This is a genomic window from Luteolibacter sp. Populi (genome assembly GCF_040801775.1).
In the GTDB taxonomy this organism is placed as follows: Bacteria; Verrucomicrobiota; Verrucomicrobiia; order Verrucomicrobiales; family Akkermansiaceae; genus Haloferula.
Genome location: NZ_CP161812.1, coordinates 5,321,956 through 5,338,404 on the forward strand (window position 1 = coordinate 5,321,956; position 16,449 = coordinate 5,338,404).

General features: G+C 64.3%; 14 protein-coding genes. 8 read left to right on the forward strand and 6 right to left on the reverse strand.

Annotated features, from left to right (window positions below; all coding sequences use genetic code 11):
- Positions 1-314: 314 nt before the first annotated feature.
- Together ABWK72_RS21610 and ABWK72_RS21615 are read left to right on the forward strand one after the other, a co-directional pair.
- Positions 315-1,823: a DUF4331 domain-containing protein gene (locus tag ABWK72_RS21610; protein ID WP_367871655.1), complete on the forward strand. Its 1,509-nt coding sequence runs from the start codon at positions 315-317 to the stop codon at positions 1,821-1,823.
- A gap of 544 nt (positions 1,824-2,367) precedes the next feature.
- Positions 2,368-3,687, forward strand: coding sequence for a tetratricopeptide repeat protein (locus ABWK72_RS21615; RefSeq protein ID WP_367871656.1), 1,320 nt, complete (start codon positions 2,368-2,370; stop codon positions 3,685-3,687).
- Between the two features lie 183 nt (positions 3,688-3,870).
- On the opposite strand, the gene ABWK72_RS21620 is transcribed toward ABWK72_RS21615, so the two are convergent.
- From ABWK72_RS21620 to ABWK72_RS21635, 4 genes are all read right to left on the reverse strand, one after another.
- A complete protein-coding gene (locus ABWK72_RS21620; protein WP_367871657.1) occupies positions 3,871-4,587 on the reverse strand; it encodes a hypothetical protein in 717 nt (238 codons plus the stop codon).
- Positions 4,584-5,234 carry a helix-turn-helix domain-containing protein gene (locus tag ABWK72_RS21625; protein WP_367871658.1) on the reverse strand — a complete coding sequence of 217 codons (651 nt, stop codon included), beginning with the start codon at positions 5,232-5,234 and terminating at the stop codon, positions 4,584-4,586. The genes ABWK72_RS21620 and ABWK72_RS21625 overlap by 4 nt, the downstream gene beginning before the upstream one ends.
- A gap of 63 nt (positions 5,235-5,297) precedes the next feature.
- Positions 5,298-5,780 (reverse strand): hypothetical protein, encoded by a 483-nt coding sequence (locus ABWK72_RS21630; protein WP_367871659.1) that lies wholly within the window; start codon positions 5,778-5,780, stop codon positions 5,298-5,300.
- Positions 5,781-5,812: 32 nt separating this feature from the next.
- Complete coding sequence (locus ABWK72_RS21635) at positions 5,813-6,505, reverse strand: EF-hand domain-containing protein (protein ID WP_367871660.1); 693 nt, start codon at positions 6,503-6,505, stop codon at positions 5,813-5,815.
- Between the two features lie 199 nt (positions 6,506-6,704).
- Here ABWK72_RS21635 and ABWK72_RS21640 point away from each other — a divergent pair, with 199 nt between their 5' ends.
- Entirely contained in the window at positions 6,705-6,917 is a 213-nt protein-coding gene (locus tag ABWK72_RS21640; RefSeq protein ID WP_367871661.1) for a hypothetical protein, read from the forward strand.
- A 255-nt stretch (positions 6,918-7,172) separates the two neighbouring features.
- On the opposite strand, the gene ABWK72_RS21645 is transcribed toward ABWK72_RS21640, so the two are convergent.
- Positions 7,173-8,504, reverse strand: a complete 1,332-nt coding sequence (locus ABWK72_RS21645; RefSeq protein ID WP_367871662.1) for a cytochrome P450 — start codon at positions 8,502-8,504, stop codon at positions 7,173-7,175.
- Positions 8,505-8,906: 402 nt separating this feature from the next.
- Between ABWK72_RS21645 and ABWK72_RS21650 the strand changes: the two genes are divergently transcribed.
- The 5 genes from ABWK72_RS21650 to ABWK72_RS21670 all read left to right on the forward strand — a co-directional run bounded on the left by ABWK72_RS21650 (position 8,907) and on the right by ABWK72_RS21670 (position 14,811).
- On the forward strand, positions 8,907-9,506 hold the full coding sequence (locus ABWK72_RS21650) for a PEP-CTERM sorting domain-containing protein (protein ID WP_367871663.1): 600 nt from the start codon (positions 8,907-8,909) through the stop codon (positions 9,504-9,506).
- Between the two features lie 697 nt (positions 9,507-10,203).
- Positions 10,204-10,803, forward strand: coding sequence for a PEP-CTERM sorting domain-containing protein (locus ABWK72_RS21655; protein ID WP_367871664.1), 600 nt, complete (start codon positions 10,204-10,206; stop codon positions 10,801-10,803).
- A gap of 800 nt (positions 10,804-11,603) precedes the next feature.
- Complete coding sequence (locus tag ABWK72_RS21660; RefSeq protein ID WP_367871665.1) at positions 11,604-12,506, forward strand: hypothetical protein; 903 nt, start codon at positions 11,604-11,606, stop codon at positions 12,504-12,506.
- Between the two features lie 1,023 nt (positions 12,507-13,529).
- A complete protein-coding gene (locus tag ABWK72_RS21665) occupies positions 13,530-13,991 on the forward strand; it encodes a reverse transcriptase domain-containing protein (protein WP_367871666.1) in 462 nt (153 codons plus the stop codon).
- A complete protein-coding gene (locus ABWK72_RS21670) occupies positions 13,960-14,811 on the forward strand; it encodes a reverse transcriptase domain-containing protein (protein WP_367875351.1) in 852 nt (283 codons plus the stop codon). Before ABWK72_RS21665 ends, ABWK72_RS21670 begins: the two co-directional genes overlap by 32 nt.
- A 444-nt stretch (positions 14,812-15,255) precedes the next feature.
- Here the strand turns inward: ABWK72_RS21670 and ABWK72_RS21675 are convergent, their stop codons facing one another.
- Positions 15,256-16,383 carry a sulfotransferase gene (locus tag ABWK72_RS21675; RefSeq protein WP_367871667.1) on the reverse strand — a complete coding sequence of 376 codons (1,128 nt, stop codon included), beginning with the start codon at positions 16,381-16,383 and terminating at the stop codon, positions 15,256-15,258.
- Positions 16,384-16,449: the final 66 nt, after the last annotated feature.

Sequence of the window (16,449 nt, forward strand, 5' to 3'; positions counted from 1 at the left end):
GTTCGATGTTTCCCGCCTTCTGCCTTCCCCCCGCGCCCCTTTCCGCCTCCGCGTTTCGTTCCCTCCAAAACACTCTCCCCCTTGGCGTCTTGGCGGTTCAACCTTCTTCCGCCTTTCCACTGATCACTGATCACTCGGCACTCTGCCTTTTTCTTCCTCCTCCCACCTGCCTTCCCCTTCGACGTTCAATGTTGGACGTCCGATGTTCGCATCTTCCCCATACCCCCATTCAAATCCCGTCCCACCCCCTCATCGACCCACCCCCAACCCCATGCTCTCATCTCCCTTACCACTCCCGAAACCGCCTCAATCCCATGAACATCTCCTACCGCCAAGCCGTGACCCTCCGGCAACTCTCCCGCAGTCTCTTCCTCGCGGCCCTCATCTGCCCGGTCATGAGCTTCGCCGCCAGCCACAGCGACGCCCCGCTCATCAAGCAGGACCCCCAGGCCAATCTCACCGACGTCTACGCCTTCGTCGGCACCAAGTACGACGACCCCGCCGTCAACGTCCTCAATGTCCTCGTCTCCGTCCGCCCCTTCTCCGAGCCCGGCGATGGCGTGATCTACGAACGCTTCGCCGATGACGCGCTCTACACCATCAACATCACCAACCCGGTCACCGGCCAGATCGTCCAGAAGTTCGACTTCGACTTCTCCTCCGTCACCGCCGTCAAGAACCCCGACACCATCCTCTCCTACGGCCGCGGCACCGAGGTCGGCGCCATCACCACCATCGGCGATGCCCGGCAGAACTACACCCAGACCTACGACTTCAGCGCCTCCCGCGCCGCCAAGGGCGTCGGCTTCAAGCGCACCCTGCTCGCCAGGGCCCTGCCCACCTCGCCCCCGAATGTCGGCCTCCGCACCACCCCGGCTTACAATGGCCCCGATGGAAAAGCCGTCTCTGGCGCCGCCAATCTCGCCGCCCTCGACTCCCTCACCAAGCAAGCCATCCGCACCCTCGACAACGGCGTCGTCGTCTGGGCCGGCCCGCGTGAAGACGGCTTCTACGCCGACACCCCCGGTATCTTCGACTTCCTCGACCCCCGCATCGTCAACAACGACGGCGACGGCTCCGACGGCCTCGGCCAGGACGGCAATGGCATCGACGGCTTCAAGGGCTTCAATGTCCTCAGCTTCGGCGTCCAGATCCCGATCACCGCGCTGACCACCTTCGCCTACACCGAGCCCATCGTCGGAGCCCGCACCGGCGTCGGCGTCTTCGCCTCCGTCAGCCGCCCCGCCATCACCAAGCGCACCGCCAAGGCCGCGCCCAAGAGCGGCGGCAAGTGGGTCCAGATCAACCGCATGGGAAACCCGCTCTTCAATGAAGTGCTCGTCGCCCTCCGCGGCAAGGACCTCTACAACCGCACCCAGCCGCTCAAGGACGACCAGTTCAAGACCTACGCCGAGAACCCCGAGGTCGCCTTCCTCGTCAATGCCGTCCTCTTCGGCACCGATGGCAGCGGCCCCCTCGCCACCACCGGTCGCGCCGACCTCGCCGCGATCTTCCTGCCGGACGTCCTCCGCGTCGATACCACCACCGGCCCCGTCCCGCTTCCCGGCCAGGCCGGCTTCAATCGCCTCAGCCTCATCGGCGGCGATACCCTCGGCTGGCCGAACGGCCGCCGCATCGGAGACGACGTCGTGGACATTGCCCTCTCCGCCGTCGCCAGCGGCCCCACATATACGACGATCACCGTAGTTGGCGATAACGTCCCCGCGAATGACCAGCTCTACAACCAGGTCTTCCCCTACCTCGGCACCCCCCACGCCGGCCCCGCCGTCAACCAGCGCCAAGCCCCCGTCGTCGACAACTGATCGACCGACCCATCGGGGACACCTTCCAGGAGGAGTGAATAGATAGTCGCCGCGGATGGGAGCAACTTAAGGAAAGAGCCAAAAAGGAAGCTGCAGGTGGAACGGCAGCACCCTCGATCGTCATGGGTCACCCGGTTCTCCCCTCGCCTCCATCCGCGGCCTTCCTTCTCCCCCAAAACGGAGATTCCCCTCCCAAACCCAAAAACCCGGCCGGCGGATCCTCCCATCCGCCGGTTCCCTATTTTTCAGAGCGCAGCATCCCGAACCCATCTACCGGCCCGCCCCCAAGGGTACGTAGTCCCGCCTTCAGGCGGACGAAGCCACCCCCAAAGCCGTCTCCCCGTAGAGTCCCTCCGCGTCTCCCCGACCACCCCGGCGCCGTCCCCAACCGACAGCCCCCACTGGGACCGCCGGGCACCGCCCGGCCCCACCGGTCAAGTGCCTTCCCACTTCGATGTTCGATGTTCGATGTTGGACGTTCGATGTTCGATGTTCGATGTTTGCCTTTCACTTTCGCCTTTCGCGCTCCAACCGCCATCACCCGATGAAACCCATCTTCCTTCTCCTCGCCACCCTCACCCTAGCCGCCGCCCAAACCCCTCCAGCTCCCGAGACCGACACTCCAGCCCCTAATTCACCCAATTCACCTAATTCCCCCGAAATCACCAAGCTCCAGATCCTCGTCAAAAACCCCGCCTGCACCCCCGAAACCTGGGTCCTTCTCGGCAATGCCCTCATGCAGAAATCGCGCGACTCCGTCAGCCACGATTTCACCGCCGCCTACCTCGCCTACCGCAGCGCCCTCACCGTCGAGCCCGACCACGCCGACGCGATGACCGGCATGGCTTGGGTCAAGAACTCCGAGCACGACTTCCCCGCCGGCAAGATGTGGGCCCGCAAGGCCCTCGATACCGATCCCAAGCAAACCGACGCCCACGCCCTCATCGGCGATGGTGCCCTCGAACTCGGCGACTACGACGAAGCCGCCCGCCACTACCAGATCGCCATCGACCAGCGGCCCGACCTCTCCACCCTCAGCCGCGCCGCCCACCTCCACTGGATGACCGGTGAAGGAACCCGCGCCCGCGCCCTCATGCAGCAGGCCATCGCCGCCGGCGGCCCCTACCCGGAGAACGCCGCCTGGTGCCGCGCCGAGCTCGCCCTCATGCTCTTCCACGGCGGTGCCCTTCTCCCCGCCGAACAGCAGGCCGCCCTCGCCCTCGAAGCAGCCCCGAACAACCCGCGCGTCCTCGCCACCGTCGCCCGCATCGCCGCCGCCCGGAAGGAGTACCCGAAGGCCATCGCCCTCTATGAAAAGTCCGCCTCCATCACCCCCACTCACGACGCCCTCGCCCCGCTCGTCGACCTCTACCGCGCCACGGACCAGCACGAAAAGGCGGACCAGCAATTCGCCATCGTCGTCGCCTACCACGTCAACCCGCACCCGCATGCCGACGGCAAGCTCTACCCGAACCCCGACCTCGGCGCGAACGCCCAGCTCGCCCGCTTCTACGCCGACCAGGGCAAGAACCTCGACGACGCCCTCAAGCAAGCCCGCGCCGCCTACGAGCGCTCCAAGAACGTCACCGTCACCGACACCCTCGCCTGGTGCCTCTGCCTGAACGGCCAGCCCGCCGAGGCCAAGTCCTTCATCAACCTCGCCCTGCGCCGCAAGACCCAGGACGCCGGCATCCTCTTCCACGCCGGCATGATCCATCACGCCCTCAAGGACGACGGCCCCGCCCGCCAATACTTCTCGAAGGCCCTCAACCTGAACCCCAACTTCAACGCCGCCCAAGCCGACACCATCGTCGCCCTCCTGGCCCAGCCCCCCGCCCGCGCCCCCGAGCCCGCCGCACCGTAAGGCCGCCTTCCGCGGCTCCGCCGCCGTGGACTGCGCGCAGCCTGCTGCCGCTGTCCCGACGCAGCCTGCTGCGAGGGGCGCTGGTCGGGCGCAGCGACCCACATCGCCCGCCACCAAGGGTATGTAGTCCCGCCTTCAGGCGGACTTCACCGGTAGGTGCCTTCCGCGGCTCCGCCGCCGTGGCTATCCCACCACCACCGAGGCCTCCAGAATCCTCCCGCACCCCGGCCCGGCATACTCCTCCGGCCACGCCGTGCAGAACTCCTGCGGCCCCGCATTCCCCGTCCAGATCGTCACCAGGTTGTGCGCGTGCCGGTGATCAATCAGCGCGAACAACTCGTCCATCACCCCCGCGGTCGCCTTCACCTTTCCCAGTTCATCGAACACCAGGATCCCCGCCGTGCGCGCTTCACGCAGCACCTTGCCCGATCCCTCCTCGCGATACTGCTCCACCACCGCCCGCGCGAATTCCATGCCGCTGATCATCGCGCCATGGAAGGGCCGCTCCGCCAGCGCCGCCTCCCGCGCGAACTGCCGCAGGCGCAGATACGCACAGCGCGTCTTGGACTCCCCCGTCTCCCCCACCAGCCCGAGCCACGGCTTCTCAGCAGTCGGCTGCCAGGCCGTGACCTGATCCCACAGCACGGAGTTGAAGCGCGCATCCGCCGGGTCGGTCAGGCGCAGCCGCGGCGGAATGATGCGGTCCACCGCCGCCTCGTTCCGGGCGGCCTGCTTCTCGCGCTGCTCCGCTTCCATCCGCCGGTCCGCTTCATCGTCCTCCGCGTCCTGCCGCACCGTGCAGGCCGGGCAGCACTCGGGGCGGTCGAGGAAGCTGAGGAAGTCGGGCGGCTTCTTCTCGGGGGCTTCGTAGCTTTGGCCGCATGCGCAGGTCGTATTCATGGCTGCTGGGATTGTGGAAAGCGTTTGCCGAGGTTGAGGACCTTCTTCGGTGGGGCGGGCGGGATGCGGTTGAGCCAGGCCACCACGAAGCGCCGGGTGAAGCGCCGTCCCGGGTTGGCCAGCAGCCAGGCCTGCATCTTGCCCAGCTCCGCATCGATGGACGTGCCCGCATAGGCCGGGTTCGCCTTCAAGGTGGCCACGAACTCCGCATCAGGGTCAGGATCGGGATCGTGCCGCTGCACACCTTCATGGGGTACCCTTAATGGGGGAACCTTAGAGGGAGAACCTTTGTGCCCCGTTTCGGGGGACGGGTCCTGCCCCGTCCGGGGGGATGGGGGGCGTACCGGAACGGGGGACGGGGGCCGCACCGTTTCGGGGGTCAGCGTCCGGATCAGGGTGGTGTAGCCCGGGCGCGACTCCCGGCGGATCAGGCCGGCGGCTTCCAGCCCGCGCAGCGCGGCGAAGACGGTGTCCCGCTTCATCCGGCAGATGCGCGCGATCGTCTCCGTGCTGGAGAAAGTCTCGCCGCGCCGCCACAGGTGCACCAGCACCCGGAACTCCCGCGCATTCAGCGGCAGCTCGTCCAGCCACGCGGGGATGAAGGGCGCGCGGGCTTCCGTTTCCGTCTCAATCTTGGTTTCAGCCATCCGTGAAGAATCGCACCCCGGCGGGGGATTCTTCTACTGCCAGACCGGGGCTGCCCACCGGATTCAGGTGGCGGCGGTGATCTGCCGGTGGACGGCCCTCACCTGCTTGAGGGGGAAGTAGAACTTCAGCAGCGAGGCGTATTCCTTCGGCCGGACCGTCCCGTCATGATTGCGGTCGAAGCCCGGCAGCAAAGTCACGAGCCTGGCCACATCGGCGAGCCGCGGCTGGTAGCGAAACACCACCCATTCCTCCACGTCGATCGACCCGTCCACGTTGACATCGAACAAGTCGAAGAGTTCCTCGCAGATCTCCAGCAACTCGGCCGGATTGTCGCCCTTGCCGGTGATCGGGAACTTATTGAACGCGACGATGTAGGGTTTCAGCACCGTCCTGAACTCATCGAAGGAGATCAGGGCGTTGCCGCCCGTGTCGATCTTGTAGAAAACCTTGGTCTCGGCCTTCAGGACCTTCGACGGGATCACGATCCAGGCTTCGGCGACAGGGGCGGCGAAAATGAGGGGCAGGATTAGAAGGAGGTATTTCACGGGTCGGAGTATCAGGAGTTGAGGCGAATGCTTCAGCGGATCACCCGAGTCCGGCGGCCGGGCGCTTCCTCTTCCGGCGTGGTGTCATCGGGGACCGCCGGAACCGGGCGGTTGGCTTCGGCGGCTTGCATCGCGGCGACCCACGCGGCAGCCGCGGCAGGGTCGGATCGGACCCAACTCATCGAAACGCCCGATGAACTGCTTTCGATGCTGGCGATCGCTGCGCTCGCGCCGAGGATTCCGCTCGGGCCGGCAAGGATCTGCTTGTAAACGGCCTTCACCGTCTTGGCGGGGAAGAAGCTCTTCATGAGCGGCAGGAATTCCTTCAGCTTTACCGTCTCGTCGTGATTGCGGTCGAACCCGGGAAGCGGGGCCACCACACCGGCCAGTTCGGCAAGGCTCGGGGCCTGGCGCTGCACCACCCATTCCTCGAGGTTGATCGAGTTGTCGTTGGTGGCATCGAAGAAGTCGAAGAGGACTTCGCAGATTTCCAGCAGCTCTTCCGGATCATCGCCGCGACCCTTGATCGGGAATTTCTTGATGGCGACGGGCAGGGCCTTCATGAGCGCCTTGAACTCGTCGAAGGAGATTGCGTCGTTGTCGTCCTTGTCGACCTTCGCGAAGAGCTTGGTCTCGGCCTTGATGACCTTCGGCGGGAACCCGACACCGGCTTGGGCGGAGGAGGCGGCAAGGACAGGGAGCAGCAGAAGAGGGAGAAGCTTCATTGGGATGAGTTAGAGCATAAGGCGGAAAAATCGGCGACGAAAAGTGCCGAGTTCGGGTTTTTACGTAAGATTGACGCTAAGTTTCCCCGTTACCGGGGTTCTAGCCCTTGTGCCGCTTTGCTACGCATGCCGCCTCCCCGGCTCGGGCCTCGGGGGATCCCATGCGGTGCGGCGGGAAACTGCTAACGATAAAGGAGCCATGAAAAGATTCGAGGTGCATTTGATCGGTGAGGACAAATGGAAGGAAGTTCTGGCGGAGTCGATCCGGATCACGGACGAGGATCCGAAGGAGATCCATTTCGAAGGTTCGAAACCGCATATTGTTTATTATGTGCATGCGTTGAGACAACCGGTCACGGAGTTGGCAGCGCGGAACGGGCCAGGAGCGCCGGTGCCGATGGCGCGGTCGTAAGGGGGTGGGGCGGCGTCCTGCCGATTACCCTGACTTCTCGGAGACGACACAGTGGCAGTCCCCCTGGGACCGCGGGGGACCGCCCGGCAGAAGCAAGCTTCGCGGCGGATGTGATCACGAGGCCCTGACGGAGAGCGCCGCTGGGGTGCTGCGGACCGATAAGTGTGCCCGGCCGTCTTGGACCGTTCTGCCGGGCGGTGCCCCGCGGTCCCAGGGGGGCCGTCCGTCGATGGGGACCTTGGGATCGTCGCCCCCCTACCTTTCCTTCAAGCGCACCCGGAAGCCGTGCTTGAGGCGGAGGGTGATGGCGGGCTCGGGCTCGACGGTTTGGCCGGGCTCGCCCGTGAGGTCGAAGCGGCGCAGGATCATGGGGAGGATCACCCTCGCTTCGGCGAGGGCGAACTCGCTGCCGATGCAGAAGCGCGGGCCGGAACCGAAGGGGTAGTAGGCGTCGTGGTCGCGCTTGAGGAAGCGCTCGGGGCGGAACTCCTCGGGCGCGTCCCAGAAGGCGGGGTGGCGGTGGAGGGTGTAGGGGCTGATGATGACGCCGGAATTCGCGGGGATGTGGAAGCCGGCGATCTCATCGGCGGCGACGGCGTGGCGCTCCATGGCCCAGATCGGCGGGTAGAGGCGGGTGCTTTCCTCGAAGACGTGAAGGGTCTGCACGAGTTGGGGTAGCTGCTCCATCTGCGGCATGGCATCGCCGCAGGTCTGCTGGAATTCGGCGCGGATGGCATCGGCCCACTGCGGGTGCCGGTCGAGCAGGTAGAGGGTCCAGGAGAGGGCATTGGCGGTGGTCTCGTGACCGGCGAGGAGGAAGGCGATCGCTTCGTTGCGGATCTCCTCATCCGTGAGGGCAGCACCGGTCTCGCCATCGCGGCTGTCCATGAGCATGGTGAGGAGATTGGGGGTGGCGGGCGGATTCGCGCGGTGGTGCGCGATGAGGCGGGCGACGATGGCATCGACATCGGCGAGGGCTTTCTTGAAGCGCAGGTTCGCGGGGGTGGGCCAGGAGGAGGGGGAATTGATAATGCTACGCCACCTGTAGTAGGTGTGCAGGACCATGACGTGCATGGCATCTTCCACGGCGTGCGCTTCCGCTTCGAGTTCGGTGCCGAAGAGGCAGCGGCCGACGACGCGGAAGGTGAGCTTCATCATCTCCGAGGCGATCTCGACGGGCTCGCCGGCTTTCGCTTTCACGGCCCAGGCGTCGAGCATGTCATCGGTGCAGGCGGCGATGCTATCGATGAAGCCGGCGACGGCGGCGCGGTGGAACATCGGCTGGATGGTCCGGCGGCGTTGCTTCCAGGTGGCACCGTTGGCGGTGAGAAGGCTCTCGCCGCAGATGAGGGCGAGGCAGTCGGAGCTGCGCGAGGCCTTGTCGTAGTTCTGGCGCTGGCGGATCAGGACATGGGCGACATGGTCCGGGTGATTGACCAGGTGCATGACCAGCGGGCCGACGCGGAAGCGGACGACATCGCCGTGGTCGCGGACGCCTTCGGTCATGAGGGCGAGGACGTCATTGCGCAGGCGGTAGAAGTGGCCGGTGACGGGCCATGCCGGCGGGGATGGGGCGAGGGTGCGCATGCGGGTGAAAGGCAGAGTGCCGGGTGATCAGTGAGCAGTGGTTTTTTGGAGCGGACGAAACGCGGAGACGTGGGGAGGGGCGCGGGGAATCCTGCGGTGGTTAGATGCTGGGATGGAGTTGTGGGAAGTCAATGGGGGAGGAAGCACGGACGGCTCTACCGCTGGGAGCGCCGTCCCGATCGGGAGGTACCTTCCATACGCGACCGACAACCATGGACCGTTCTGCGGGCCGGTGGCTCCGCGCTCTCAGGGGAAGAGCCGCTAGTGAAGGAGCACGGGGAGCAAAGGTGCATGAGCCAGGAGACCTTGCGGAGGCCTGTTGAGGTTCCGGAAAAGCGGGATTTCCGGGCATGAAACGGGTTGCGGATGATCCTCCCCTAGTCTAACGGACTTTCCACCCTTATGAAGAAAGTCACCCTGAGATTCAGATTCATCTTTGCCAGTGCCATCGGTGCGCTTGGCATCGGATGCTGCGACGGCGCGATCACCCTGACGATCGACACGATCCATCAAACCTTCACGTGGACCGGGTCTGCGACAAGTGACACCTTGGAATTGACGACGGAAAGTTACTCGCCTTTCCGCCTGGGTGCCACTGACCGGGTGGGTGGCTATGGTGTGGGCGGCGGGGATTCCATCAGCGTCGTCGAGGAAGTTGGGGATCGGTTCTCTTCGCAGAGTCCGGGAGCGGTGGTTATGGTACCAGCGGACGGGACGATCCATACAGACCTCGGATGGATCCGTTCACCCCGCATCGGTCAGCAAGTCCGACTGGCGATCACCGGCAATGGAATCGCGTATTCCTACGCGAGCGAAGTGCCTTGGATTGGCAGCCCTGCCCCCTTGGACGGGGTGCAACTCTACTTCCAGTATCAGGCGGGGGCGGATATCATCAATTTAGGAAGCGCCGCCGGACAAGTGGTGGTAATTCCGGAGCCGTCGAGCGGGATGCTGCTGCTCGGTGCCGGGGCTGGCCTGGCGCTCCGCCGGCGCAGGCGCTAAGGACTCCAAGTTGAAAGGTTTTTTGGAGCGAACGGAACGCGGAGGCGCGGAGGTCGTGGGGAGGGGGGAAATGAACATCGAACATCGAACGTCCAACATTGAACGTCGAAGGGAAAGGCAGGTAGGCACCACGATCGGACGAATCGGACGAATCTTGGGAATGGAGGCGGGAGATTGAGGCGGGGCCTGTTGTATGAAGTTTTGAACAGGAGGAAGGCAGGAGGGAGAGGAGGAAGAAAAAGGCAGAGTGCCGAGTGATCAGTGATCAGTGATCAGTGGAAAGGCGGAAGAAGGTTGAACCGCCAAGACGCAAGGACGCCAAGTTTTGATGTTGGAGCGAACGGAACGCGGAGATGCTGAGGTCGCAGAGAGGGGCGCGGGGAATGCTGCGGTGGTTAGGTGCTGGGATCGAGTTGTGGGAAGTCAATGGGGGGAGGAAGCACGGACGGCTCTACCGCTGGGAGCGCCGTCCCGATCGGGAGGACCTTCCCTACGCGGCCGACAACCATGGACCGTTCTGCGGGCCGGTGGCTCCGCGCTCCCAGGGGAAGAGCCGCTAGTGAAGGAGCACGGGGAGCAAAGGTGCATGAGCCAGGAGAGCTTGCAGAGGCCCGTTGAGGTTCCGGAGAAGCGGGATCTCCGGGCATGAAACGGGTTGCGGATGATCCCCCGCTAGTCTAACGGACTTTCCACCCTTATGAAGAAAGTCACCCTGAGATTCAGATCTGTCGTTGTCAGTGCCATCGGCGCGCTTGGCATCGGATGCTCCGGCGGCGCGGTCACCCTGACGATCGACACGTATCATCAAACCTTTACGTGGTCCGGGACTGCGACAAGCGACATCTTGAATTTGCCGGACGGAAGTTCCGCGGATTTCCGCCTCGGTTCAAATGCCTGGTTAGGGGGTTCCGCGTTGAACGAGGGCGGCGGGGATTCCATCACTCTCGGCGGGGGACTTCCGGATAATTTCATTCCGTCGGACACGCCGGGACAGATGATTGTGGCAGAATCCGAAGGGTCGATTTATCTCGGCCTCGGATCGATCTCCGCATCCGACCAGCAGATCCAATTCGTGCTTACCGGCGATGGAACCGAGTATTCCTACGCAAGCGGAACGCCTTCTGGGGGTTACGAGTCCTTGGACGGAGTGCAACTTTACTTTCAGTACGCTTCGATGGGGGGATTCATCAATTTCGGAGACCCCGCCGGACAAGTGGTGGTGATTCCGGAGCCGTCCAGCGGGATGCTGCTGCTGGGGGCCGTGGCTGGCCTGGCGCTCCGCCGGCGCAGGCGCTGAGGTGGGGAGTGCGGGAGGTGGCCGGGGTGGGCGCTTTGACTTATGAGGCGCTTGCACCCGGCGGACGCGGGGTGAGGCAGAGTGCCGAGTGATCAGTGATCAGTGATCAGTGATCAGTGATCAGTGATCAGTGGAAAGGCGGAAGAAGGTTGAACCGCCAAGACGCCAAGAGCGCCAAGTTGGAGGAGGGGTTTTGGGGCGAACGAAACGCGGAGGCGCGGAGGTCGCGGAGAGGGGCGCGGGGGGAGGGCAGAAGGCGGGAAACATCGAACATCGAACATCGAACATCGAAGGTCGAAGGTCGAAGGTCGAAGGTCGAAGGGAAAGGCAGGTAGGCGCCACGAATCAGGCGAATCCTACGAATGGAGGCGGGGCCTGTTGTATGAATTTTTGAACAGGAGGAAGGCAGGAGGGAGAGGAGGAAGAGAAATGAACCGCCAAGACGCCAAGAGCGCCAAGTTGGGGGAGGGGTTTTGGGGCGAACGAACCGCGGAGGCGCGGGGAGGAGCTTCGGGGGAAAAGGCAGGATGGGCGAGTGTCTGAGATCTGAGATTTGAGATTCGAGAGTTCCGGATGGTGGCTTTGCTCTGGGCCCCGGCCCCTGATTCCTGGCCCCTTCTTTTGCTTCGGGCCCATCAGGGACTGTTCTGCCGGGCCGTGCCCGGCTTATAATAAGGGGAAATTGAAATACGCTTCAGGATGATTTTTTGTAGTTATGATTTAGATAATTGTTACTTGCATGAACTCTTGCTGGCGCTTAAAAGACTGCCGCCCCCTACGGTTTTCCGTGGTTTTGTTTTATGAAGCTATTCACCCCCCTGGCTTTCGCGTGTTTCGCAGGCAGCGCTCTTGGAGCTGTCGTGAATTTCGACTTCAATTACCGGGATGCGGTCCCATCGATGGCCCCGGAACTCGACCCGGCCCCTTATACCTATTCCGGTCTGGGAGCAGCTCCGGATTCCGGGGCGAACACGAAGTGGAACAGCGTCCGGCGGAATTCGAGCAACACTTTCTCCACCGCCGGCGGGATCAATACGAATCCCGTGAACTCCGGGTATCCGACGGTGGATTCCTCCAACACGGCTTCGGCGGTGACGATCTCGCTCACGCAAAACAATTCGATCGGTCACGGACGGAACTACGGCGATCAGGAGCTGGGCGGCGCGGGCCATGGATACGATAACCTGATGGGTGACTACCTGCTGCTGAGCTCTCCGGCGGCCGGCACGGTGCTCCAAGCGGCCGGGACGATCGGCGGGCTGGTGGCGGGGAATTCCTACCAGATCTACTTTTACGGCCAGGGGGCCTCGAACGGGACGCCAACGTCCACTTCGGGCCAGAACAGCCTGTTCGGGATCACCAGCACGCTCGGGGGAACCCAGCTCTACACTCAACAACAAACCGGCTGGGATGGCGTGGCCGGCGGGAACGGAACCCTGACCGAAGGCGTGGAATACGTGAAGTTCACGGCGACAGCGAACGGGTCCGGGCAAATCTTCTTCACCTGGGCCAATGTAGTCACCGGTGTGGGCGGAAACGTGGACGTGGACAAGGTCGCGGGCACGGGCACGGGTTCCCCGTTCGCGGCACTGAACGCGATCCAGGTGGTGTTGGTTCCGGAACCTGGGGCGGCTATTCTCGGAAGCTTGGGGCTGGCGGGGATCTTGCTGCGGAGGAGGCGGGGAAGGCAGAGTGCCGAGTGACCGGTGATCGGAACGGCGAGTTGAACCGCCAGAACGCAAAGGGCGCCAAGTTTTGATATTGGAGCGAACGAAACGCGGAGGCGCGGAGGGCGCGGAGAGGGGCGCGGGGTGAGAACATTGAAGGGAAGGCAGCTAGGCACCACGAATCGGACGAATCGGACGAATCTTACGAATGGAGGCGGAAGAAGGCAGAGTGCCGAGTGATCAGTGATCAGTGGTTGGTGATCGGAAAGGCGAGTTGAACCGCCAAGAGGCCAAGGACGCCAATTTTGATATTGGAGCGAACGAAACGCGGAGGTCGCGGGGAAGGGCGCGAGGAGTGCCGAGTGATGGGTAAGCGGTGAGCGGCGGAATTGGAGCGAACGAAACGCGGAGGTCGCCACATCGCGAGGGAATGATGGAGAGCGCCGTCGCTTGGCCGCTTACCCTTCCGTGTCCACAACAGTAAGGGACCATTCTGCGGGCCGGTGGCTCCGCGCTCGTGTGCCCGGCATGGGCATGAACTAGTCAGATGAAACGAAATGACCGGGGTTAGTGACAACAACCGTAGCGAACGACAAGGCGGGTGCCGCGAGGCACTCAGCACGAAAGAAGTCGGTAGCAAAGGCACGACCGTAGGAACACGAACCGGCAGCGAGGCCGCGATGCGGGCGATAAGCGTGCGAGAGAACGCGAAATCCAACCGTCACCGAAAGACGCATCGGGTAGAGCCGGGCGGCACGGGCCGGAAGTTCATGCACCTTACCCGGGGAGATCTCCCGGACGAGAGTCCGGGAGGAGTCAGCAGAGGCCGTAGTAGTGTGGAAGGCCGTGAAAGCGGTTGGAGCGAAGGGCCGAAGGACCAACAGAAGGCGATCAACCGACGGACCAGGAAGGGGGACGCGTGTAGTCCCGCGAAACAGACCGGAGCGGCAACTGCGGCAGCTACCGGGACTGGCGGCGGGTGGAGCCACGGTGGATCCGTGGCGCAAGCCCGCCGCGCGGAGGCGAGCGTCCCGCGCCTGAGGAAGGAGGTGCAAGGAGATGCCTGAAGACCAACCAAGGGAAGCCACGCTGGAAGCAGTGCTGGCAGCGGAAAACCTGCGGGCGGCGTGGCTGGCGGTCAAAGCCAACGACGGCGCGCCCGGGGTGGACGGGATGGACATGGAGCAAAGCGCCCTGCACCTGCGCGGGCATTGGGAAGGGATGCGGGCCAAGCTGCTTGCCGGGGATTACGTCCCCGGGGCGGTGCGGGCCGTGGACATTCCCAAGCCCGGCGGGGGAAAGCGCCGGCTCGGCATACCCAACATTGCGGATCGCCTGATCCAGCAAGCCATCCATCAAGTCCTAAGCCCGGTGTGGGAACCGGGTTTCAGCGACCACAGTTACGGGTTCCGGCCCGGACGCAGCGCCCACGACGCGGTGAGAGCCGCGCAAGCCTTCGTCAAGGAAGGCAAGACGTGGGGGAATCGACATCGACCTCAAGGACTTCTTCGACCGGGTTGACCACGACATCCTGATGCACCGCCTGCGGGGCAAGGTCGGGGACAAGCGGCTGAGGGCACTGGTCGGCGCGTATCTGCGCGCCCCCGTGCAGCAGCCGGGAGGCGGCAAGGACAAGCGCTGGAAAGGCGTGCCGCAGGGCGGCCCGCTGAGCCCCTTGCTGGCCAACATCTACCTCGACCCGCTGGACAAGGAGCTGGAGAAGCGCGGCGTGAGCTTCGTGCGATACGCCGACGACATCGCCATCCATGCGTCCAGCCAACGCAGCGCGGAGCGCATCTACGAAAGCGTGGTGGCTTGGATCGGAAAGCACCTCAAGCTCGAGGTCAACCGGACCAAGAGCGGGACGGGACCCTGCGGGCAAAGCAGCCTGCTGGGCTTCCGGCTGTTTGAAGATGGCAAGGTGGGCATCGCCCCCAAGACCATCGGCAAGCTCAAGGCGAAGGTGCGCGAACTGTGGGACGCGCGGCAGAGCCGCACCAGCAAGCAACTGCGCGGGCAATGGCAACGCTACATCCGCGGGTGGTGGAACTACTTCCAACTCGCCGGTTGGCGGCGGGAAGTGGAAGACCTCGGCGGATGGATCAGGCGCCACATGCGCAAATGCTTCTGGCAAAGGTGGAAGACGCCGCGCGGCCGCCTCAACGCGATGAAACGGCTGGGAGTCAAAGGCCGGGCCTTGGGCCAATGCTACAGCGGACGGGGAGCGTGGGCGATGAGCCTCCACCCGGTGATGCAGCAGGCACTCAAGAACCGGACCCTTTACCGGTACGGCTTCATCATCCCCTGGCAAGTCGCCGCACCATCCGCAGCAGGCGGGTGAAAGCGGCCGGGTCCAACCGCCGGATGCGGAAAACCGCACGTCCGGTGGTGTGGAAGGCCCGCGGGGCGCAATCCCCGCGGGCCCATCCGATCCAGGGGAAGAGCCGTCCGTGAAGCATCGCGGGAATGTGGGTGACGGGCAGTCGCGTAGCGACCGTGGAGTGCGGCAGCCCGCTGCCGCTGTCGGCAGGAAGCCTGCTGCCGTGAAGCACGTGGGATCTCCGTCTCCGGCTCCGTCCGCGGCCCGCCACACCCGGTGCTTCGCCTTTGCAGCGCCCCTGGCAGCAGGCTGCATCGGGACAGCGGCAGCAGGCTGCACGCAGTCCACGGCGGCGGAGCCGCGGAAGGCACCTACCGGTGAGTCCGCCGGAAGGCGGGACTACCTGCCCTTGAGGGCGGCTTCAAGGGACCGCTCGGCCGCACAGAGGACTATGCGGACCACCTTTCACTCGATGCGGTAGCCGAGGCGCTCGTAGATGGGAGACCACGCTTCGCGGAGGCGCTGTTTTTCGGGGCTGGTGAGGGGGTGGAAGCGGTTCTTTTCGTAGCCGCCGAGGGTGTCGGCGTAGGCTTTGATTTTCGGGAGGGCTTGGTCGGAGCCGTCGATGGAGAGGGCATCGTAGATGCCGGCGACGGTGGCGATGGGGTCGCGCTCGAGGTCGGCGAAGGAGACTTCGTGGAAGTTGCCAGGGGGGATGAGGTCGAGGTCGGCGAAGTAGGCCTGGAAGAGATCCCGGTAGCGCTGGATGATCTCGTCGTCGATGCGGCTGCGGTCGGGGCGCTGGAGGTAGGTGTGCCACATTGCCGTATCATAGTAGTGGCGGAAGGACTGGAAGACTTCCTCCGGACGGCGGTGGATGTGGACGAACCTCGCGTCCGGGAACCTCTCTAACAGGAGGCGGATGCGGGCGGTGTGCGGCGGGGATTTCAGGAGCAGGGCGCGGTCGGCCCCGTGCTTGAAGGTGAGCTTTTTGAGGAACCACTCGAAGCCGGTTTTCCATGCCTCGGTCTCGGCGCGGGGGACGCCGGCGAAGCTGAGGTAGCGGGTGTAGTGGTCCTCCCGGCGCGGGAAGCTGACGCCGAGGTAGGAGGAGAGCAGGGTGATGAGGAGGGGTGCGAATTCATCCTCCTGAGGGGAGTCGAAGCTGAGGGCCATGTTGTCCATGGGCCGGGTCTTCGGGATCATCCAGGCGAAGCGGCGGGTGTTGATTTCCTCCGTGCGCAGGAAGGTGTGGGGGTTCACGACCTGATAGGTATTGGCGTAGGCGAAACGGGTGTCGTCTTGGGCTAACAGATTGTGGAGATGGGTGGTGCCGCTGCGCCAGTGGCCGATGATGAAGAGAGGGGCCTTGGTGATCTGCGTGGCGGCGATGCGTGCGTTGAATTCCGCCTCTTCCTTCCGGCGGTGGTAGGAGTTGACGAGGCTGAGGAGGGACACGAAGGTGCCGCGGTGCCAGTAGACGGGGTTGACGGCGAAGCGGTTTTCACGGAGGAGGCGGAACCAATCGCCGGCGGTGATGCCGGCGAGGTAGTTGTGGGAGATGCTCCAGCGGTGTTTGAGGACGGGTTGCAAGGCTTGGGGGAAGCTGGGGTGGTGAGAGGGGATGTCAATGAAAGGCAAAATGCGAACATCGAACAT